The organism is Candidatus Viridilinea mediisalina (assembly GCF_002532535.1).
Lineage (GTDB): Bacteria > Chloroflexota > Chloroflexia > Chloroflexales > Chloroflexaceae > Viridilinea > Viridilinea mediisalina.
This window is the reverse complement of record NZ_NQWI01000084.1, coordinates 1-21,132: the sequence shown is the minus strand read 5'-3', so window position 1 is coordinate 21,132 and position 21,132 is coordinate 1. Positions and strand designations below refer to the sequence as shown.

Here is a 21,132-nt window from a genome sequence, read left to right as displayed (position 1 = left end):
GATTGGAGATTGGAGATTGGAGATTGGAGATTGGAGATTGGAGATTGGAGATTGGAGATTGGAGATTGGAGATTGGGCTTGTATGTTGTTGAGTATACAGTCTGTTCAGCAGTGGTTGGTATGAGCCACGGCATCTCTACATATATCTACGTGCAATGGGGCGCTTTTGTTGCATGAGGGGAGGGTTCAGAACAGCGCTTTCAGCGGAGGAGCGCCTTGAGACGCCATGTTTGGCAATCTACAATCAAGAAGACTAGCGCCCATTGAGACGCTATGTTCGGCAATCTACAATCTACAATCTACAATCTACAATCTGAATCAGCGCGGCAGCAATACGGTATAGTCAAAATCCAGGACGACCGCCGGATCGTAGTTGCCTTCTCCATCCTTATACGGAAAATCGTGGCAGGGCCGGTCTTTGGTGGCGACGGTGCGTAGGCGCAAGGCACCTACATCATCACGGCCCGCGAGTGCGCTGCGCTCCAAGACTTCCGACCAGGCGTAGATCGTGTCGCCCGCGAAGCTGGGGTTGGTGTGACGCCCGCCGTTGATGGCGAGAATGCATTGAGCATTGGCAAGTCCGTTGAATGATAGCGCCCGCGCCATGCTGATGATGTGTCCGCCGTAGACGATGCGCCGCCCAAAGCGCCCGGCCTGTTCGACATGCTGGTTGAAGTGGACACGCGCCGTGTTCTGGTAGAGGCGTGTGGCGAGCATGTGATCGGCCTCTTCGATTGTGATGCCATCCAGGTGATCAATGCGCTCGCCGGGTGCATAGTCGCCCCAACGGTGCGGCCCACCGGCCCGCGCTGTGTCGTAGCTTCCCGGCGCACTACCGAGCGGGACGAGCAGATCTTCGGCTGCAACCGCATCAGGCAAGCTTGGCACGACCGTCTCTGGCGCGGGTGCGTTCAGATCGCGCTTGCGTACCATGACCCAGCGCACATAGTCAACCACCATCTCGTTGCGCTGGTTGACGCCAATGGTGCGAACGTAGACGACGCCAGTTTTACCGTCGCGGTTCTGGCGCAGGCCCAACACCTCCGAGGTGCTGCTCAGGGTATCGCCCGGATAGACGGGCTGACCGAAGCGGCCATTGGCATAGCCGAGGTTGGCAATCGCATTGAGCGAGATGTCGGGTACGGTTTTGCCAAAGACGATATGGAAGGCCAACATACTCTCGACGGGTGCCTGGGGCAAGCCCATCTGTTGGGCAAACAGATCGGAAGAGGGCAGCGCAAAGCGCCCGCCGTAGAGTGCCGTATAGAGCGCTACATCGCCTGCGGTGACGGTGCGCGGCGTGGCGTGGATGATGGTCTGGCCGAGGTGAAAATCCTCGAAGTAGTTGCCATGTTGGGTTTTTGGGCTACCCAATGGTATCTCCTTAATCTAGGGGGAACCATGTTCCCCCACGCCCCCATGCGGGGAACCATGTTCCCCTGCGCCCCTGAATCTATGCTGTGGGGGAACCATGTTCCCCCACGCCCCCGTGCGGGGAACCATGTTCCCCCGATACCCGATACCCGATACCCTATAAACCGTAGGCTTCCGCCAACTCAGGGTCTTTGCGCGCCACCATGCGCGCCAGGTCTACAATGACTTTGGCCTGTTTCCAGGTGGCGTCGTCTTGCATTTTGCCGTCAATCATGGCGACGCCGCTGCCGTCGGGCATGGCTTCGAGGATGCGTTTGGCAAAGAGGACTTCGTTGACGTCGGGGCTGAAGACGCGGCGGGCGATGGCGATCTGGTTGGGGGCGAGTGACCATGCGCCGCTGCAACCCATGAGGAAGGCGTTGCGGAATTGGGCCTCGCAGGCCGCTTCGTCTTTCAGGTCGCCAAAGGGCCCGTAGAAGGCGCGGATACCGCGGGCGACGCAGGCGTCTACCATGCGGGCGACGGTGTAGTGCCAGAGATCTTGTTGGGCAAAGGCGCGTGTGTCGCTCCCTGCGATGGGATCGGCGAGGACGCCGTAGAAGGGGTGGCCACCGCCGACCCGCGTGGTCTTCATGCCGCGTGAGGCGGCGAGATCGGCGGGGCCGAGGCTCATGCCGTGCATGCGTGGGCTGGCTCCGGCAATCGCGGCGACATGCTCGACCCCTTGGGCTGTCTCGAGCAGCGCATGGATGAGGATCGGCTTGGTGACCTGGTGCTTGGCTTCGAGCAGCGCGAGGAACTGATCGACAAAGTGGATGTCCCACGGCCCCTCTACCTTGGGAATCATCACAACGTCGAGTTTGTTGCCCACCTTGGCCACGAGTTCGCTGAGGTCATCAAGTACCCAGGGGCTATTGAGGGCGTTGACGCGAATCCAGAGGGCGGTGTCGCCAAAGTCGAGCGCTTGGGCCGCTTCGATAAAGCCAGCCCGAGCGGACTCTTTGGCCTCGACGGGGATGGCGTCTTCTAGGTTGCCGCAGAGAACATCAACCTGGCGTATGGTCTCAGGCAGGCGGGCGCGGATCTTCTCGATGTGGGGCGGGAAGAAGTGGATCATGCGCTCAGGGCGCACGGGCAGTTCGCGCAACGGCTGCGGTGCCCCCGTCGCCAGGGGCTTGTAGAAGTGGATTGGGGCTTTCATAGTTTTTTTATTCCTTATGGGAGGGTAGTGGGAGAACATGGTTCTCCCACGCCCACGTGGGGGTGAGGTGGGAGAACATGGTTCTCCCACGCCCACGTGGGGGTGAGGTGGGAGAACCATGTTCTCCCACGCCCACTTCGCCAGAGGGCTCATGCTGTTCTCCTGTTCCTCTGTTCTCCTGTTCTCCTGTTCCTCTGTTCCTTTGTTCCTCTTTTCTTCATTACGCACCAGCAACAACTTGGTTGTCAAAAAGCTGGGCAATTTCGCCGCTGCTGAGGCCCAGTTCGCTGAGAATCTCTTCAGTGTGCTGGCCGAGACGCGGTGCGGGGGCGGCGGGTAGGCGTTCGATGGCGCTGAAGTCTAATGGTGAGCCGGGGGCGAGGTAGGTGCCAAGGCCGGGCTGCTCGATCATGGTGAGTAGCGGGTTGGCGAGGGTGCAGTCGGGATCATGTTCTAGGGCTTCGCGCATGGTGCGGTAGGGGGCCCAGGTGACGCGGTGGGTGTTGAAGGTTTCGGCCACTTCCTCTAAGGTACGCACTTGGAACCAGGGGGCCAATAGATCGGCCAGCGCCTCGCGGGCGCGGAAGCGGTTGCCTTCGTCGTTCAGATCGAGGCCCAAGCGCACGCCCAGGGCGTCTATGGCTTCAGCCATGCCGGTTGCCTTCCGCAGTGCGCTCCATTGCAGCGCCGTCAGGCCCACGACCATGACGCGCTTGCCGTCGAGGGTGGTAAAATCGCGCCCAAACGCGCCATAGAGATAGTTGCCGTAGCGTGGGCGGTCGCTGGCATTGACCATCACTTCAGCAACGAGGCCAAGGTTGGCCAGCATCGCCAGGCCGACATCCTTGAGTGCCAGGGTTACCAATTGGCCTTCACCAGTGATGCGGCGGTGGCGCTCGGCGGCCAACAGGCCAACGGCAATCATCTGGCCTGCAATCATGTCCCACGCGGGCAGGACGTGATTGACGGGTGCGCTGCTTTCGCTTGGCCCGGTGAGCCAGGGCATGCCAAGCTGCGGGTTGACCGTGTAGTCCACCTCGGAACCACCGTCGCGCCGTCCGAGCAGATTGACCATAATGAGATCATTGCGCTGGGCGCGCAGCCCTGCGTAACTCAGCCAGCCACGCGGCGGAAAGTTGGTACTAAAGAGCCCATTGCCCTCACCCGGCGCACAGATGAGGCGCGTGAGCAACTCCTGACCTTCCGGCTTCCGAAGATCCACCGCCAGCGAACGTTTCCCCCGGTTCAGATTGGCCCAAAAGAGGCTCGCCCCATCCTTGGTTACCGGCCAGCGCCGATAATCGAGCCCGCCGCCAATCGGATCAAAGCGGATAACATCGGCCCCAAGTTGCGCCAGGGTCATCCCGCCCAATGGTGCCGCGACAAAGGCCGAGCCCTCGATGATGCGTAGGCCGGTGAGAATTCCTTTCATGGGGTGTTTGCCTTTGTGTTAAGGTAACGCTTGACTAGCACACTGGAGTCACAGAAGAAGAGGCTCATACTTTTGGCCCACGCATCTCCAGAATGACTTCACTCAACGGTTTACCCCCAGCGCGATCTAAGATTGCGCATGCCTCTTCGAGCGTGAGGGTTGATTCAGCGGCTAATTTTTGCATTTCGGCGCTTGGTTCAGCAAGGAGACCAGCCGCACGCAACACGTCGGTGACTCGTTCATGCTTACTCAATGAGGGCGTAATCTTGGCCATGTTTGTTCCCCCTTTCAGCTTTACCGTCGTAGTGCCGACTTATGGTCTTCCAGTAAATAATCCGCTAACCAGACCTCGCAGATCTGGCATATCTATCAGGTCTAGCCCGTGCCGCGACACCGGATTAATTTCTGGAAGACCATAAGTCGGCACTACCTAACGGCGCAAATGGTAAAGCAGCCTGAAACCATCCCTAACCATTCCTTCAGAGACTGTCTGAAAAGTCTATCAACTGGCGTTGGAGTGCCGGCTTCAGCCGACTAAAGCCGGCACTCCAACGCGTGCCCACTAGCTTTTCAGACAGCTTCTCAGGTATAGCCCGCGAAGCGGGCTTTGCATCGCAGGGCTTTAGCTCTGCGCCCCCATCCGTCGGGTAGCTAGGTCACTCGTCACTCGTCACTCGTCACTCAAATTACCCGCTTGGCATGCAGATCAGCAATCGTTGCTTCGTCCATGCCCAGGAGGTCGCGTAGGACTTCGTTGGTGTGTTCGCCGAGCTTGGGGCCGAGGTGACGGATGCTGCCCGGCGTCTCGGAGAGCTTGGGGACGGTTGCGGGGACAATGACGGTTTCGCCGATCTCCGGTTCGTCAATGGCTATGAGGTTGCGCCGCGCATGCACCTGGCGGTCGCCAAAGATGTCGGCGATGTTGTTGAGGGGTGCGGCGGGGGTGCCGGTGGCGTAGCAGCGTTCGAGTACCTGTTCGCGGGTGAGCGAGCCGCACCAGTCGCGCACAATTTCGTTGACATCGTGGCGATGTTCAAGGCGGGTCTTCTGGTCGCCGTAGATGCTGGAAGAGGCCAGTTCGGGGCGCTCCATGGCTTGGGCGAGGCGCGCAAAGAGCTTGTCGGTGGCACAGGAGATGGCTACCCAGCCACCATCGCGGGTTGGGAAGTGGCCGTGGGGACAGGCAAAGTCGTTGTGCGAGGGGCCGTGACGCTCGCGTACCACCCCGTACATGCCGTAGGCGGGCGCGAGTTCGTCGGTGCAGCGAAAGACCGACTCGTAGAGCGCGGCATCCACATACTGCCCTTGGCCGGTGCGGTCGCGGTGGCGTAAGGCCATGAGTACACCAATGCAGCCGTAGAGCCCGGTCATGTAGTCGCCGAGCGTCGTGGAGCCGGGCGTGACCGGCGTACCGCGGGGCATACCGGCGAGGTACGCAATCCCGCCCACAGCGTGGGCTACCCGCGCAAAGCCGGGGCGGTCGCTGTAGGGCCCTGTCTGGCCGTAGCCAGTGACACGCAGCATAATCAGGCGCGGGTTGAGCTTGTGCAGAACCTCCCAGCCTAGTCCCCAGCGTTCAAGCGTACCTGTACGGAAATTCTCACAGAGGACATCGGAACCAGCGACCAGTTGCTTAAAGATCGCCACCCCTTCGGGGCGATGGAGATCAATTGTCACCGACTTCTTATTGCGCGCCTCACTGAGCCAGGTCAAAGTATCGCCACGGATCGTAGGCGTCCCAAAGCGGCGCAAGGCATCACCACCAAGGGGGTGTTCAACCTTGAGGACATCCGCCCCAAACTCACCCAGCAGGGTCGCGCAGTAGGGCGCGGCAATCACCGTTGCCACATCGATCACGCGGATGCCCGCGAGGGGCAGGACGGAGGCGTCTTTTTTGCTCATTGTGTCATCCTTGACAAGCTTGGTTTTTTTGGAAGAACCATGTTCTTCCAACCCTACTCTTTATGGGCGTGCCGATTTCAGAGCGCCCCTAAATGCAATACTTTGTTAGCGCGAAAAAGCCTTGGGTTGGCAGGCGACCTCGCGGTGGCTTCGACCCTTCGACAAGCTCAGGGCTCAGCCACCGCGCCGCTGGCTGAGCCTGTCGAAGCCAAGCGGCGCGGCCCAGAGCTTTTTCGCGCTAACAATACTTTTCAAATACGACGGGTTTTTTGACGCAAAGGCGCAAGGGCGCAGAGTTTTTGTGCATAGGAGCGCCAAACCTTTGCGGCTTTGCGCCTTTGCGCGAGCTTATTTGAAAAGTATTGCCCCTAAATGATCTTCTGCTGACGCAGGCGCTTAATTTCGTCGGCAGAGATGTCGAGCATTTCACGCATGACTTCGTAGGTTGCGTTGCTCAATTGCGGCCCCAGGTTGGAGATGCGCCCCGGGGTGGCGGAGAGACGCGGGATTACTCCGGGGACAACGACTTCACCCAGGCCGTCCTCTTCGATGCGTTCAAGGTTGCCGCGTGCTTGGAAGTGTTCATCTTCAAAGATGTCGGCGATGCTGTTGAGCTTGCCAATCGGCACCTCTTTGGCCAAACAGCGTTCGAGTACCTCATCGCGGGTGAGCGAGCCGACCCATTCGATCACAAGTTGGTTGACCTCATCGCGGGCGGCGAGGCGTTTGCGCTGCTCGCCATAGAGACTAGTCGAGGCCAACTCAGGGTGTTCCATCGCCTCCGCGAGGCGCTCAAACATCTTGTCGGTAGTACAGGCAATCGCTATCCACTTATCATCACTGGTACGGAAGTGGCCGTGGGGCACAGCGACAAAGCTGCCGGAGCCTTCGCGTTCACGGATTTTGCCAAGGAGCCCGTAGGCGGCGGCAATTTCATCGAGTTGGCGAAACACAGCCTCATAGATGCCCACATCAATCACCTGGCCACGGCCCGTCTGCTCGCGGTAGCGCAGGGCCACCATAATCCCAATGGCGCCATAGAGGCTCGAGATATAATCGCCGAGCGGCACGGTACCAGGCAGCACCGGCGTCTCACCGGGGAACCCGGCCAAATAGGAGAGCCCGCCGAAAGCGTGGGCAATATGGGCAAAGCCGGAACGCCGCCGATAGGGACCGGTCTGGCCATAGCCCGAAACACGCAGCATCACAAGGCCCGGATTGGCCGCACTGAGCGCCTCCCAGGTCAAGCCCCACTCTTCCATCGTCCCAGGGCGAAAATTCTCAATCAGCACATCCGACTTCGCCACCAACTTGAGGAAGAGTTGCACCCCTTCGCGCTGACGCAGATCAATTGTTACCGACTTCTTGTTGCGCGCCTCACTGAGCCAGGCGAGCGTCGCATCATGGCGGCGCGTCGTGGTCCCGAAACGGCGCATCGGATCACCAGAGATGGGGTGTTCCACCTTCAAGACCTCGGCCCCAAACTCGCCCAAAATGGAAGCGGCGTAGGGGCCAGCCAAAAAGTTGCCAACATCAATGACACGGATGCCACTCATGGGCAACTGCTCATGATCAGATACGTTATCCGACGCCGGGCTTGGCGGCGCTGCCTCTGCCTGCGTCCCCGCCTCCGTCACGGCCTCGGGCTGCTGCGGTGCAGCCTGCTCGGACTCTGGTTCACCATGCGTAGTCGCACGAGCATGCTTTGGCACGTCGAGACCCTCCGTAGTTATGCCTTGAAGTAATCGTAGCTATGCTGGTATTATACCAATTATCCTTGAACATGCCGCATTATTAAGAACGCAAAAGCTCATTGGAACGCCATGTTCGGCAATCTGCAATCTGCAATCTACAATCGTAAATGGTATTATATGACAGAGTGGGGGCTGTCGCAAAGGAAGGAGACGTTCATGGAGGATCATCCCTTCGCCAGTTGGCTTGGCCGTACCGAGACGGTTGAAGATGAGCTTGGTGCCACGCAGGCGCGTGCGGCGGCGGCAATGCTCGATCTACCCAGCAACAGCTTTGAGCCAGGTACGCCGCTACCACCCCTGTGGCAGTGGTTCTACTTTTTGCCCCAAGCGCCCCAGGCGCACTTGAGCATTGACGGCCATCCGCAGCGGGGCGGCTTTATGCCGCCAATTGAACTGCCACGGCGCATGTTTGCCGGTTCGCGGCTCCGTTTCCTCCAACCGCTCCGCATCGGCCAACCGGCCCGTCGTGAAGGGCGAATCCGCGCCATCAACCAAAAGAGCGGACGCAGTGGTAAGCTCGTTTTTGTTACGGTTGACTACACCTACCTGCAGAACGAGCAATGCTGCATCGAAGAGCAGCAAGAGATTGTCTACCGCGAGCCGGGAGCGCCCGTGCCTGCCCCGACCCCCAGCGAGCTACCGGCGGTGCCGGAGGGGGCGTGGACACGCATGATCACCCCTGAGACGCCCTTGCTCTTCCGCTTCTCGGCCCTTACCTTCAACGCCCACCGCATCCACTACGACCGCCCCTATGCCATGGAAGCAGAAGGTTATCCGGGCTTGGTCGTGCATGGCCCATTGACCGCAGTGCTGCTCTTGGAATTGGTACGTCAGCACACTACCCGTCCGATCACCAGCTTCAACTTTCGCGGCCAAGCGCCGCTCTTCGACCTTGCGCCCTTCCGCCTCGTCGCGCTACCAGGTGACACTGAGGTCGCGCTGGAAGCCCAAGCCCCCGACGGCAGCGTGGCGTTACGGGCGAGCGCCGGGCTAGGCTGAGGCGGGGGGGCATAAGGAAGGACACAGCAACGCCGCGTACAAGCCTCGGTCGGCAACGTCACGGCAATCGCCGTGGTGTACGAGTTTAGTTATCATAATCCTCTTGCATACTATTTCCAAACTCCCAAACGCTCAATCGTAAAATATCTGGTTGCAGCAGAGTTTTGTTCCAGCTTACTTCCCGGAACAAAGCAGACACCAGAATGTTTCACCTGCTGCCCAGGATGGTGATGCCATTCACGCCCTACCAACGGCTCGATCTCGCCCTCGGCAACGGTACCATTCGCGCACGTATGAGCCAGCAAGGATTTCCCAGCCTCGATCTGGAGGATTGGACGCTCATTTTTGCCATTAAAACGAATCTCTTCAAACAGACGATTATCACCATCTACTGGTTGGCAATCGATCAACGCCAGATCACCCCAGCCATAGCCGCGTTCGCCGCCAACTTGGAGGCGTTGCAACGCGGCTTGCCAAGGGAGGGTGCAGCTATCGGCCACGAAAATATACCCGATAACATAGACTGGTTCACCAGTATCAATGGTATGCGGAGCAAGAAACTCCACCTCGTGCAGCATGCCAGTTGCCGCTGACTGCTGGGGGTAGCTGAGCGCAGTGCTGCCATAGCTACTCAGAAAGCGATAGCGAAAGTGCGCTGGGTGCTCCCAGGGCCAGGCAATCTGGTAGCTGCGATTGGACTCGGTGGCGGGATAGAAATAGCTATAGGCAAGCTGCTGGTGAACCTGCTCACCAACGTCGCGGTAGGCTTGGGCCGAAGCAACGGATCGTTGCTGGTGCGCGCGATCACGCGTCATGCGCATCGTCAGCGCCCCCCACAAGACGCGCCCGGTAATATACGGGCGCGTGCGTTGCACGTTGCCTATTTTGCTCCAGCCAATATGGAGGGGCGTGCGTAGGCGCAAGATAACCTTATAGCAATGCCAAGCCATACATCACTCCTTGGACTGTGCTTTGGCACCGTAGCGGGCATAGATCAGCATCTGTTCCAAGATTTCCTTGGCGAGGAGCAGGCGTTCCAGATCGGCAGTTACTGTATCACTGATATGCTGAAGAATGGTTGCAGGCTGATCATTATGAGGTTTGCTCCAACCAAAATCCAGTTTATCTAACAAATCGAGCATCGCGGGGACGACGACTTTTTTGCCATTATCCTTCTCTTTTGCCAACAAATAGAGGAAACAAGCGTAGACACCATGCTCTTGGAGTACGCCCAATGCCTTGGTTACGGTCGTTTCGATCTGCTGATCGCCTGATTGAACAATGGCCTGGGCATACTGAGCAGCTAGTCGATCAAGGTTGTGCATTGCTCACCTCCTCGCCAAAGCGTTGCATCAGCGGCTCGCCCACGATCGCCATGCGGCCAAAACCGCGCGTACCCATACCGCCGACGCCCAGCCATTCGATCATACGCAACCCGGCATTGACCACATCCAGCGGGCTTGACCATGCGCCACCCGGCAACGGTTCGCCTTGCTCGGTCTGGCTAAACTCGCCGAAGCCACCGCGATAATCATCCAACACGATTTCTGTCGTCAGGAAGGTCGCACGAGGAAGAGCTTCATAGGTAAAGAGGGCCCCATCTTCGGCGGCGCCGCGTTCCGGGTCGATCGCCACCGAGGTACGCACTTCCAGGTTGCTATTCACGATCTGGCTAAATAGCGCATCGTGAACCAGCACGATCTTTTGGCGCACCGCCTGCCAACGCGGTGTATCGTTCCAAGCATCTGGTGCGCTGATCGTCACCTGATCGCCAACCTTAAGCATCAACCAGCCCAGGTTCAAGGGGTCTTTGCGTTCCCAGGTCAGCAGCGCACTATCGGTCGCCCAATCTGCTGGTAGCCCATCCACCGTAAAGCCCACATCGTGCAGGCGCGAAGCCGTGCTCACCCAGACCGGCCCGGCCAGTGAATGTACCGGAAAAAGGAGCACATGGGCATCAAAGAGATTCACCAGACCGGAGTAGCCGGTGGTGTCTGCTGTGCCGCCGTTGCGCTTCGTCTTTTCGAGATAGCCGAAGGTGTAGCAGACCGGATTACCACCTAGATCAAAATTGGGGTTGTCGGGATGTTTGTGTTCTTGCCCTGCGGCCCATGGAGTTCCATACACCTGCGCAGCATAGGATCGGGCCGCTCCATGCAAACTCGTACCAGGGATCTTCGGCAGGCGCGTCCCTGGCTCACGCACAATGCTATTATCCACACGACCAAGCCGATAGCCGCCAGCGCCGATATGCACGGGATCGGTGGTCATAAAAAGCAACCGGTGCCGTTCGTAGGTTGTCATCGTCAACGCTCCTTCAGAATTTCCATGCGCAATTCGAGCAGGTCAGCCAGTTCGCCGCGTACCCCAGCCTGAATCAGCCTGTCACGTGCGCCATGGCTCTGCCAGGCATCGCCACGCCATTCCGCCCCGGCCAGAGTATCGGCCACGAATTGCCGGAAGACTGGATCGGTAAGCGATTGTCCATCGCTATCCGTGCCATGCCATGCCTCGCGGGTTGCCTCGATCGTGGAGACAACCTGGTAGCGCTGGGCTGGCTGTAGCTGCTTCAGATAGCCCCACAGCGCCTCCAGGCGGTCAAGGTCTTCGAGGTAGAACGGGCGCGTGCGACGGCTGACCCGACGGCCATCATCGCCATAATGAAGCTCGAAGCGACGCGAGGTAGTATCGAGGAACTCGAAATCGAAGGTTGAGGGGGTGAAGCAGATCTGATCAGCTTCCTGCGCATCACCAGCATGCATGAGCCAACCTCCGGTAGTGTCGGAAAATACACGCTGCCGCCCGACCGGTTGCGTATTGCCGTGGGCATCCTGCTTGAAATAGACATAGGGATACCAGTTATCAGGAGTTGAACCATCGCCCATCACGGCGGGTACGTGCCAGACGATCGTGTGCCCATTGCGCTCAAGCGTGATGGTAATAGTCTGCTGAAACTGACTGGTTCCCTGGGCCAGATTGCTCGTATCTGCTGGGAGAGCGCCTTGTACCACCGATCTGACGTTCCAGACAGTGGTCGTCGTTTTCCGTTTCAGCATTGCCTGCCCGGCATCGAGCGCAGCACGCAGGGGCGTCCGGCGCGAGAAATAGACCGCGCTAAGCTGCAACGGTAGACGATTACGCACCTTGCCCATCTCGCGTTCGTATTTGAGCTTAATCTGCTGCAAAATGCCGAGAGACTGGTCAGCAGGCACCAGCGCCATAAAGCTACGTGGCTCGGCGAAGATGGGGATGGCGATCGAATATGCCGTATCCTGATGCTCAGTTCTGATCAGCCGCCGACCCGCCAGAAGATTTTGCTGACGTTTCCCAGGCGTCGCTTCAGGATTATGCAGGATAAGCTGGCGCTTTCCCTGCATAAACTGTTGTTGAAGATACTCTTCAAGCCAGATCGCAGCACTGGCAGCATGCTCATAAATATCTCGTTCAGCGCCAAGACGCCGCGCAACGGTATTGAGATTATCGGCTGAGATTAAGTAGCCGCCACTACCATCTGCTTGGAGGGGATACCAGACCACACTCAACGTGACGGCACCAAGATCCAGGTCGTACACATGGAAAGGGCCAAGGTCTGGTTCTTGATCAAGGTAGAGCAGCACCCGACGGCGATCATCTAATAATAATTGAGCCAATTCAGCATGAGTATCTTGCCAGAACTGGCGCGTAGTCTGCCAGATGCGGCGTAGTCTAGCAAAAGACTGTGATTGTACGTTAGAGTGCGTGTTATTAAACGTAATAAAGCTCACCTTGTTTTCGCTACAAATTTTGAAAGGATATTTTTTATCCCAAAAAACAATTTCCAGTACCTTGTTTCTAGCTTCTGGGGTAAGTGTCCTCATCACGTAAGGACTCTCAACTACAAAATCCTGTCCCCAGCATCTTACGTTGACACCAACTCCAATGACTGTGAGATCCTCATTTACCTCCAGCAAGAAATCTCCGTGTTGTTGAGAAACATCTTTCAGCGTTGCTGAAGATAATATCGGATGTTGAATACTTAATGTTTGTGTTTTGAACCTAATCTTATCATTGCTAATTTTATCACTACCGACCAGAACCTCCCTGATACCATCCCAGATAAAATCACGATTTTGTAGCCGAAATCGTGTTTGATCGTGGGGCTTACCCTTCAGAAATTCAACCGTAAGCAGCCATTCACTTCGTTCAGATGCCGTATCGCTATGTGGATACAGCATCTGAGCGGTGAAGACATCTACGTCCCAACTGCCCGTTATCAGCGCCACCCGCCCGTTCACGTCGGCTACTTCATCGATCCAGATTGTCTGTTGATCAAGATTACCTGTTGCCCACTGTCTCGCAACACCAGCCTGGCGCTCCATGCAAATGCAGCAGATCTTACGCGACTCAGCCTTCTCGCGGTAATAGCGAGAATTTCGGGCATAGGCCGTGATCTGCTCGGCTCCATAGCCCTGTGGTCGCAGATTGCAAGCTGTACAAATATCTCGCACAGCATATTGATCTGTCCATGCCTCTTCTACGGTGTTAAGGGTATACGAAAGGATGGGGGGGTATTGGAACTGCTGGCTGATATATTCACCAACATACTTCCCCGCATCCTTCGGATGACTTGTCAGTTGCTCAGAAGAAATAGTTGCAGTGAGTTTTAGCCCATCCACTTCCTGAAGTGCTGATATCTCACTCTCAACGTTCTTGAACTCATCGCAAGGCATATCAGGCAAAAGATAAAAGCCACCATTTTCGTCGCGATACACTTCAAAAGCTAACAACAACGACTCAAGTTTTTGCTGAATATGATCAAATGCTTCTTTGATCAGTCTTTGGCGCACCCGCAAATCAGCAATGGATGGGCTTTGTAAATAGGCTAAACCATTCGTGCGTACCGAAAGAACTCGCCAGAAGAGCGTATTATGCTGTTCTGCTTTTGCCAGATCTTCATGAGCGACAGGCTGAGCTTTGAGCATGAGACCAACAGCCTGTGTAATGAGCAAAGCCATCCCAGTATGGCCGATGTCCCAAATTGTTATATCATTTAACGGTCGTTGGGTGTCAGCAATGGCCTGAGCAAGCAAAGGACGTAATCTTGACGCAAAATCATTGAAACTTGATGCATTTGGCAGCAATGTTTGAATGATTAACTCTATCTCGATTCTAAGATCATCAATATCAGGAAAGGGGTTAGATCCAGATTTTGCAACAGAAGGTGCGGGCACTTCCCACCCAAACGGCGTACTCAACCATAAACGATGAGCATCTGGCTGCTGAGCAGTTGCTATATCTTGTTTTTCACCACCAGAAGCGCCACGATGCGAGCGATTCATCAGGTGCGTCAGACGAGAACCGTTCGGGAATATGTATTCAATACCAAGTCTACCGTCTCTCTGTTGATACCATGGTTCACCCTGTCCTAAATACTCGATGAAATCACCTGAAACATAGGCACGATCATCAAATGGTTGAGGTAAAGTAAAAGTAGAACCACTTAGAAGAGTCTTTGTTTGTGGCTGTAGAATATCTGAATGGACTAAACGAGTACAGCCATCCCATAAACCAGTAGGTAGAGAAGCACAATGTTGGTCTATAAGCTGCACAATATGCTGATAGAGATAGTCTTGATGACCAACGTTTAACTGTTTCTTAACAAAATGCGAGCTAACTTTGCCCAAGTTATGCAGAAGTGCCCCTACTGCGGCTCGTACAAGTGCATCACGATACTGCTCCAAAGTCTTTAACTGACTCATCCCTCACCTCCACGCCGTAACTGCGCGGCTACCTGCTGTGCCTCTTCCTGCAAGTCACTCAAGGTGTTGAAGATACGCTCGGTGACAGAAGGCTGTGGCTGCCGAGATGCAGCATCTGCTGCCTTTTCCCAGTCAGCTACTTGGTGTTGGTAGTCGCTCAGTTGTATCTGATAGTCTGAGAAATCCGCTCGGGCTGCTTTGTATTGGTCTTGCTCACGACTAGTCGCCTTGCGCTTGTCACGCCATTCTTTGGGTTTTAAGCCAAAATCTTCATCAGGATATTGCTCACGAAAACGTTGCACTGTCTCTGGTATTTCTGGTTCAAGCGGACGCGAGGGTTTTTGTTCAGCCCCAGCCAGCGCAGCCCGGATCACCAGCCTGCCCTGACCGGCAAGCGCTTCTTCCACCACGCCAAAGCCACTGCTGGTTTTCGCCCCGAAGCCGTAGGTCGTCAGCAGCGCCTGCAAACCCTGGGCTGTCATTTCGAGATCCTGGGCGACTGCGCGCCGGTTTAACCTGCCAAAAGGCACATAGAGCAGCAACAGTGTTCCGGTTGCGCCCTGCGGCACAGCTTCGAGCAGAATCGGCCCACGCTCGCCAACACCGCTTTGCCGACTGTGCGGGTTAATGACCTCCAGCCCCAATTGATCGAAGAAGGTCGGAAAGAAGTGGAGTCGTCCGGCAACGAAGCCACTCGCTGCCAGGTAGCGCCGCACCACCCGGCGATAGATCTGTGCTAGGCGTTCGCCACCAAGCTGATCTAGGAAGGCGTCGAAACTCGCATCATCAGTCTGCACGCCCTTCTCGTTGCCGAAGAGCCGTGCCATCTGGAAGCGCCGTCGCAGGAACATTCTGCGATGAGAACACTGCTGCCGCTCATCATCATTCAGGCTGCCCCACCATGCAACTAGGTGCTGCACCAGGGCAGTGCGCAGTGCGCCCTTCCAGCCTGTTGCCGCAACCATGGGTACCTGAAAGATCTTCTCCTTACGCACCGGGTTGTCGAGCAAATGGAATGTAGTGTCGTCTTTACTTAGGTAGGGCTTGCGAAGCGTGAAGGGAAGCTGGAGCGCCCAGGAATCTGGCGGAAAGCGTGCGAGATCGGGTAGTTCAGGTTCCAGCCCTAGCTCCTGCATCCAGACCCGTCGCCTATGCAGGAAATCCGGCGCACGTTGTGCGACCCAAAAACGGTAGCCGCCGCTCTGGGTGCGGGTTCCACTGCGAGCACGCTCCAGATGTGGGCTGAGCATAGCCTGGGATAGAATCGCTAGACGCTCGGCAGGATCACTGATTGCCTGGAGCATCTGCCAGCGCTCTGGCAGCCGCTCGGACTCGCCAGCCAGCCATTGCAAGGCAAATCCCTGCACGGCATCATCCTGGAGTGCGAAGGCGAATTGGGCCTGGAAATCGTAGATCATTGCTCTCCTAGAAAATCGAGCGCCGCAAGCAGCGGTGCGAACGTAGCCCTTATTTTAGCATCACTAGCATGGCTGAGCGTTTTCTCGGCAAATACTGGTGGTGCGGTGTGCATCTTGATCACGGCTGCATAGAGCCGTACATAGTCTTTTGCTTCGACGAGTTGGATTCCATTCTGTAGCATGAGTTCGGGAAGTTCTTGGGTTATCTTCATCACTAAGCGATCAGCATCAATCAATAGGTGTTGACTCTCCGCCAGCGCTGCGGCAATTGCTGGCTCCAATGCTAGCCCTAAAATGTAGTCATCAATGGTCGCCTTGATAAATTCCGCCTTCCAGCGGTAGGTCGCAATATGGAGTGCAACGCGAAGGGCTGGTTGTGCTGATGCCCATACGAATACATGCTCATAGGCAGCCAATGGTTGCAGGTCTGGCATCACGTCAAAACCACGCTTGCTCAACATTCTGCGCAGCGCATTGCTCAGGCTCTGGACAATACGCTCTGGGGTTTCATCTTCATGCGCGTCGAGATCGCGCAGCACAAGACAAGCGGTAGATTGTGGTTCTTCTAGCAGTGGTGCCAGGGTACTTGTTAGTTGGTGATTAATCTGGTCCTTTCCGCGAGCTTCGGGCGGTGTTATGGCAACTCCACGACGGACTTTCTCTACAACTTTCTTAACAACGTTTGCTTCGGTTGAACCCTCATAGAAGGCATAGACATTCATACGCCATCCTCGCGTAATTGAAACCGGAGCGGTAGGCCGAAATCCTCCACCAAACGGGGATCGAGACCTGACTCCAGCCAGGCCGTCAGGTTGTCTACGTCAAACCAGGAGGCAGAAAAGGTGCCGTCGCGCAATTGGGTGCGAAATGCCCTAGTCTCCTGGGCTAAGTCGTCGTCGCGTTGTAGCAGGCGCGTCATGTGTGCAAGCACCTCAAGACTATGCGTAGCCAAAAAGACCTGGATCGGCTTCTCTTTGACAAGCGCGATGACCTGATCGAGCAGGCGTACCAGGGTCGCCGGATTCTGACCCAACTCCGGCTCTTCCCAGAGCAGCATCCCAGGATGCCGTTCATCAACAGTTGCGGCCAGCGCACTCAGCGTAGCGAGAAGTTTGAAACTGTGACGAGCACCGTCGCCAAAGTGATCGATGGCCAGTGGTGTGCGGCCAGGGAAGCGAATGTAGCCAGTTTTTCCCTTTTGCGCGTCGGGGGCATCGAGGATCTCAACCTTTGCGCCAGCGAGATCGGGGAATACACATGCCAAGTGATGGGCAATCTGTTCATACCAGTCCGGGACGGAGCGATAGGCCCAAGTGGCAAACCGCTGCGTGAGATGAGCGTTCGCGGTATGGACATCGTAGAAGAGCACCCGCTCGGGTGCTGGCGCTCCTCCCTCATCGATCCAGATCGCCAGATGATCGATAGGCGCTTGGCGTTCCCAGCGATACACCCAGGCAGAATCCCAGAGGTAGTGCCAGCGCACGGTAGATGGTGCAACAGCGATTGCGGCTATCGTCGGCGGAATCATACTGGCATCAAGCGCCGGAGGCTGCGGCAGGCTCATCAGAGCCAACCGTTGCAGGTCAGCCTTCGTGAATGCATGGACATCCTTGGTTCCCCACTCCGGCAAGGAGGTGCCAAGCCGAAACGACAACCACGGTGGCGCAGTGCCGTTGGCAGCCAGTGCAGCAAGATTAACCTCCATCCCGCCTTCGGGCGTCAATACCGCTGGATTGTCGGCCCATACCGCTCTCATGCCGTGGCGCAGCCGCACGCGCGGCAATGGCTCGTGGCCGAGCAGATCAGAGCGCAGTGACGTTGTAGCGCGAAGCGCCCCGCTCTCACTGGGGAGGAGATCGTCGCGAATAAACTGCGCCGATCTCCCGCTCGTCCCTGCCAGATAGAGCAGTTCCAGGAGCGCGGTCTTACCGCTGTTGTTTGGCCCAATCAAAAGGTTCACGCGGCGTAGGTGATTGATATGCCCGTCGCGGATGCCACGAAAACGATGAATGATAAGTCGCTCTATCATAGATGTATAGTCTGTTCCAAAAAGGTGCGTACCGTCGCTGCTGACCATGGCTGCCATGGGCCTGACGGAAAGGTCTCAAGCTCGCCTTCCACGCCAAGCATCTGGTTCCAGTGCGCAACATTGCTCAACATGGCCCATACTGGTACGGCCTGAACAGCGTGGAGCCACGCCGAGCCGTGGAGTTCCCACATGCCATCGCGTGGATAGGCCCAGCTTATCTGAACCTTGCTGCGGATGCGCTCCTGGCCCAGCATGCCCCAGAATCGGCCCGCATCACCCCACTCGCGCTGCCAGGACTGAAAACGCCAGCTATTTCTTAATACCGGAACCAGCGGAACCGTCTGGTAGCTTTCAACCAGGGGCCGGATCCGTGCGACAACGCGCTCAAAACCGGGTAACCGCGCCCACCACCCTGATTGTTGAGGCCGAAACCGATACCGGAAGAAGCCGAAATACTGTAGATTAGGAAGCCGCTTATGAACCTGATTGGTGTCTTGAAAGGCCACTGTTGACGAGATGTCGCTCCATCCGGCAATGCGAGCAAGTATCTCCCGATCCTCAAGGGCAAAAGCACCATAGCCCAATTGTGCCCGGGCACCCAGGTTGCCCCAACGTTCCATGAAGAGCAGTAGTGCTGCCAATTGCCCAAGGCTAACCTGATCGCCTTGGATGCGGAGCGTGAAGGTTCCCATCAGCCCTGGCGACAAAAACCAGCCCCGCGTGCGATCGGGTGGGCGGATGTTCAGGGGCGTATTGCCCTCCCAGATAGGTCGGGTCTGATCATCGAGCACCTCGATCCGAAACCTGCGTCGCCAGCCTGTTGCGCCAAATAGCTGGCAAACATCGCACAGACCAGCATCACGCAGACGCTGGGGCTCATCATTGGCTGAAGATCTGTTATATCCCTCGCTATCAAATCGGCACGTAGCCTCGCTGAGATCGCAGGCCGTCCCCCCTAGCCCCCGTACCAGCACCTCCATCCACCAGCGCATACTGCCAAGGAGACCCGTTTCGTGGAGACGATCCACCCTGCCGGTTTCGACACCGCCGGTCCATAAGGGGGTGAGCGTCCTCATGCTTACGTCCATCCTGATCGCCTCCGCAAAGCGCTGGGGTGACTACACATGCCTTTCGCCCAATTGTATCAGAAATAGAGTACAGGAGACTGCTCATTTGCTGTCATAATACCAATTACGATTGTAGATTGCCGATTGCAGATTGCCGAACATGGCGTCCCAATTACGATTGTAGATTGCCGATTGCAGATTGCCGAACATGGCGTCCCAATTACGATTGTAGATTGTAGATTGCAGATTGTAGATTGCCGAACATGGCGTCCCAATTACGATTGTAGATTGCAGATTGCAGATTGTCGAACATGGCGTTCATCCTTCATCCTTCATCCTTCATCCTTCATCCCTCATCCCTCATCCCTCATCCCTCATCCCTCATCCCTCATCCCTCATCCCCCACCTCCTCCAACACCCGCAACACCAGCAGCGCATCCTGGCTATCCAGCCCCTCGCACAGCCCGTGCCACGCGCGTTCGCCCGCCCAGATGCGCCGCACCGCCTCGGCGATGAGCCAGCCCTTGGCTTCCAGTTGGGGAAGTCGTTCTTCCACACCTACCCGCGCCGCCCCAGCGCCCTGCGCGGCGGCAACAATCGCCTGGATCAATTCGCCAAACGGCTGGTCAATGTGGTAGCGGTTCCCATCAAACTGCGCGAAGGTTTCACGCTCGCGGCGGCGGTAGGCGGCGACGGCAGCAGCGTCGCCCGCGAGGTCGGCGAGATCGGCGAGGATGTTCAGGGTCATCCAGATTTCAGATGAAGCATCAAGTTGCTCGCGGATCGCCAGCGCCCGCGCCGCATAGCCCTGCGCCTCGCTGAGGCGCGTCGCCGCCATGCGCCCGGCGCGTATCTCGGTGGCGAGGAGATTGGCGAGGTTGTTGAGGTGGCTGGCGTGTAAGGCGCTATCAGGCTGCACCTGCTCATCAAGCGCCAACGCCCGCCGATACCAGCCCTCCGCCTCGGCGGGGCGGCCCGCACCCACGGCGACGATGGCCAACTGGTTGCAGGTCGTCGCCGCGCCCGCCTGGTTGCCGTGGCGCTCTTCAATCGTGAGGCTCTCGCGGTAGTAGCCCTCGGCGGCAGTCCAGTTGCGCTGCGCTTCGGCGACTATGCCCAACTGGTGGTAGAGGGTTGCTTCGGCGCTTGGCTCGTCGAGGCGGCGGAAGAGCGTCAGCGCCTCTTCGTAGCGCCGTGTCGCCTCGCTGTAGTTGCGCTGCCTGAGCGCCAGGGTGCCGAGTTGGCCAAGTGCAACCCCTTGCCCGCGCTCATCCTGAATTTGCTGTTTTACTACAAGCCCCGCCTCATACGCCTCGCGCGCCGCCGCGTAGCGCCCCTGGTCAACCAGCAGATCGCCCAGATCGGTGAGCAGCGCCCCGCGCTGGCGGGTGTAGCCCTGCTGCTCCGGTGCCTGGGTGATCAACGCCTCAACCAGCGCCAGCGCCGCCCGCAGGTGCTGCTCGGCGGCGGCGGGTTGCCCGCCGAAGCGTAGGCAGCGCGCCAGCCTCATCAGGGTAAGAGACTCCTCGTAGGAGCCGGGGCCGCGCGCTGCGCCAGCGGGCTGCTGGCGAATGTGTTCGTGCAGTTGGCTGAAGAGCTGGTAGGCGCGGGGCAGGTCGCCCCGGTTGTAGGCATCCTCGCCCGCGCCAGACGCCTGCAGGTAGGCGGCGTGGCTCAAGCCCCCTGCCGCTTGCACCTGCGCCGCTGCCGCCGCCTGCACTGCACGCAGCCGCGCCAGTTCGCGGCCCAGGCCGAAGTAGTTGAGGAACATGGCTATGCGATCCGCCATCACCACCACCTGCTCATGGGCCTGCTGGCGCTCGCGCAGGCCCAGGGCGCGCCGTAGATTGGGCAGTTCGCGCTGCACCAGGGCGCGTACCGCCATGGGGTTGCGGTTGTCTTCGAGGTAGAGCCAGTTGGCCAGCGTGGCGTAGCTTGCGGCGTAGCGATCCAAGAGTTCCGCCGGTTCGCCGTGGCGGGCGCGCAGCGCCGGCGCGAGGATGGGGTGGAAGCGGAGGTAGGGTGGATCAAAACCAATGGATTCAACACTGAGCAGCGCGGCGCGTTCGAGCGCGGCGCGTAAGGGTTGCCAGGTCGCTTCAGGTAGCTCGGTTATCGCCAGCAGGTCGTCTTCACTCGTACCACCCTCAAAGGGGGCGAGCAGCGGCAGCAGCGCCCGCTGCTCATGGCTCAAGCGGCGCAGCGAGTAGTCGAGCGA

16 protein-coding genes are annotated in these 21,132 nt (G+C 57.7%); 1 reads left to right on the top strand and 15 read right to left on the bottom strand.

Going from position 1 to position 21,132, the window contains the following annotated elements:
• Positions 1 to 318 precede the first annotated feature (318 nt).
• The 6 genes from CJ255_RS15455 to CJ255_RS15430 all read right to left on the bottom strand — a co-directional run bounded on the left by CJ255_RS15455 (position 319) and on the right by CJ255_RS15430 (position 7,465).
• Positions 319 to 1,374, bottom strand: coding sequence for a MaoC family dehydratase (locus CJ255_RS15455; protein ID WP_097644996.1), 1,056 nt, complete (start codon positions 1,372 to 1,374; stop codon positions 319 to 321).
• A gap of 157 nt (positions 1,375 to 1,531) precedes the next feature.
• Positions 1,532 to 2,575: an HpcH/HpaI aldolase/citrate lyase family protein gene (locus CJ255_RS15450; protein ID WP_097644995.1), complete on the bottom strand. Its 1,044-nt coding sequence runs from the start codon at positions 2,573 to 2,575 to the stop codon at positions 1,532 to 1,534.
• A gap of 220 nt (positions 2,576 to 2,795) precedes the next feature.
• Positions 2,796 to 4,007, bottom strand: a complete 1,212-nt coding sequence (locus CJ255_RS15445; RefSeq protein ID WP_097644994.1) for a CoA transferase — start codon at positions 4,005 to 4,007, stop codon at positions 2,796 to 2,798.
• Positions 4,008 to 4,071: 64 nt separating this feature from the next.
• Positions 4,072 to 4,281 carry a hypothetical protein gene (locus tag CJ255_RS15440; protein ID WP_097644993.1) on the bottom strand — a complete coding sequence of 70 codons (210 nt, stop codon included), beginning with the start codon at positions 4,279 to 4,281 and terminating at the stop codon, positions 4,072 to 4,074.
• A gap of 407 nt (positions 4,282 to 4,688) precedes the next feature.
• Positions 4,689 to 5,909 (bottom strand): CaiB/BaiF CoA transferase family protein, encoded by a 1,221-nt coding sequence (locus CJ255_RS15435; protein WP_097644992.1) that lies wholly within the window; start codon positions 5,907 to 5,909, stop codon positions 4,689 to 4,691.
• 368 nt (positions 5,910 to 6,277) lie between these two features.
• Positions 6,278 to 7,465, bottom strand: coding sequence for a CaiB/BaiF CoA transferase family protein (locus CJ255_RS15430; RefSeq protein ID WP_165774744.1), 1,188 nt, complete (start codon positions 7,463 to 7,465; stop codon positions 6,278 to 6,280).
• Positions 7,466 to 7,819: 354 nt separating this feature from the next.
• Between CJ255_RS15430 and CJ255_RS15425 the strand changes: the two genes are divergently transcribed.
• Positions 7,820 to 8,662 (top strand): HTD2 family dehydratase, encoded by an 843-nt coding sequence (locus tag CJ255_RS15425; protein WP_097644990.1) that lies wholly within the window; start codon positions 7,820 to 7,822, stop codon positions 8,660 to 8,662.
• 110 nt (positions 8,663 to 8,772) lie between these two features.
• Here CJ255_RS15425 and CJ255_RS15420 read toward each other — a convergent pair whose 3' ends face one another.
• The 9 genes from CJ255_RS15420 to CJ255_RS15375 form a co-directional block, all read right to left on the bottom strand.
• Positions 8,773 to 9,612 carry a hypothetical protein gene (locus CJ255_RS15420; RefSeq protein ID WP_097644989.1) on the bottom strand — a complete coding sequence of 280 codons (840 nt, stop codon included), beginning with the start codon at positions 9,610 to 9,612 and terminating at the stop codon, positions 8,773 to 8,775.
• A gap of 3 nt (positions 9,613 to 9,615) precedes the next feature.
• A complete protein-coding gene (locus CJ255_RS15415; protein ID WP_097644988.1) occupies positions 9,616 to 9,987 on the bottom strand; it encodes a hypothetical protein in 372 nt (123 codons plus the stop codon).
• On the bottom strand, positions 9,974 to 10,966 hold the full coding sequence (gene cmr4 / locus CJ255_RS15410) for a type III-B CRISPR module RAMP protein Cmr4 (RefSeq protein ID WP_097644987.1): 993 nt from the start codon (positions 10,964 to 10,966) through the stop codon (positions 9,974 to 9,976). Before cmr4 ends, CJ255_RS15415 begins: the two co-directional genes overlap by 14 nt.
• A 2-nt stretch (positions 10,967 to 10,968) precedes the next feature.
• Positions 10,969 to 14,400 carry a hypothetical protein gene (locus CJ255_RS15405; protein ID WP_124681965.1) on the bottom strand — a complete coding sequence of 1,144 codons (3,432 nt, stop codon included), beginning with the start codon at positions 14,398 to 14,400 and terminating at the stop codon, positions 10,969 to 10,971.
• Positions 14,397 to 15,818, bottom strand: coding sequence for an RAMP superfamily CRISPR-associated protein (locus CJ255_RS15400; protein WP_097644985.1), 1,422 nt, complete (start codon positions 15,816 to 15,818; stop codon positions 14,397 to 14,399). The genes CJ255_RS15405 and CJ255_RS15400 overlap by 4 nt, the downstream gene beginning before the upstream one ends.
• Positions 15,815 to 16,540, bottom strand: a complete 726-nt coding sequence (locus tag CJ255_RS15395; protein WP_097644984.1) for a hypothetical protein — start codon at positions 16,538 to 16,540, stop codon at positions 15,815 to 15,817. Before CJ255_RS15395 ends, CJ255_RS15400 begins: the two co-directional genes overlap by 4 nt.
• Positions 16,537 to 17,847, bottom strand: a complete 1,311-nt coding sequence (locus CJ255_RS15390; RefSeq protein ID WP_097644983.1) for an AAA family ATPase — start codon at positions 17,845 to 17,847, stop codon at positions 16,537 to 16,539. Before CJ255_RS15390 ends, CJ255_RS15395 begins: the two co-directional genes overlap by 4 nt.
• Positions 17,844 to 18,923 carry a type III-B CRISPR module RAMP protein Cmr1 gene (gene cmr1 / locus CJ255_RS15385; protein WP_245863474.1) on the bottom strand — a complete coding sequence of 360 codons (1,080 nt, stop codon included), beginning with the start codon at positions 18,921 to 18,923 and terminating at the stop codon, positions 17,844 to 17,846. The genes CJ255_RS15390 and cmr1 overlap by 4 nt, the downstream gene beginning before the upstream one ends.
• A gap of 379 nt (positions 18,924 to 19,302) precedes the next feature.
• Positions 19,303 to 21,132 (bottom strand): tetratricopeptide repeat protein (locus tag CJ255_RS15375; RefSeq protein WP_133117010.1); only part of this gene is annotated, 1,830 nt, incomplete at its 5' end.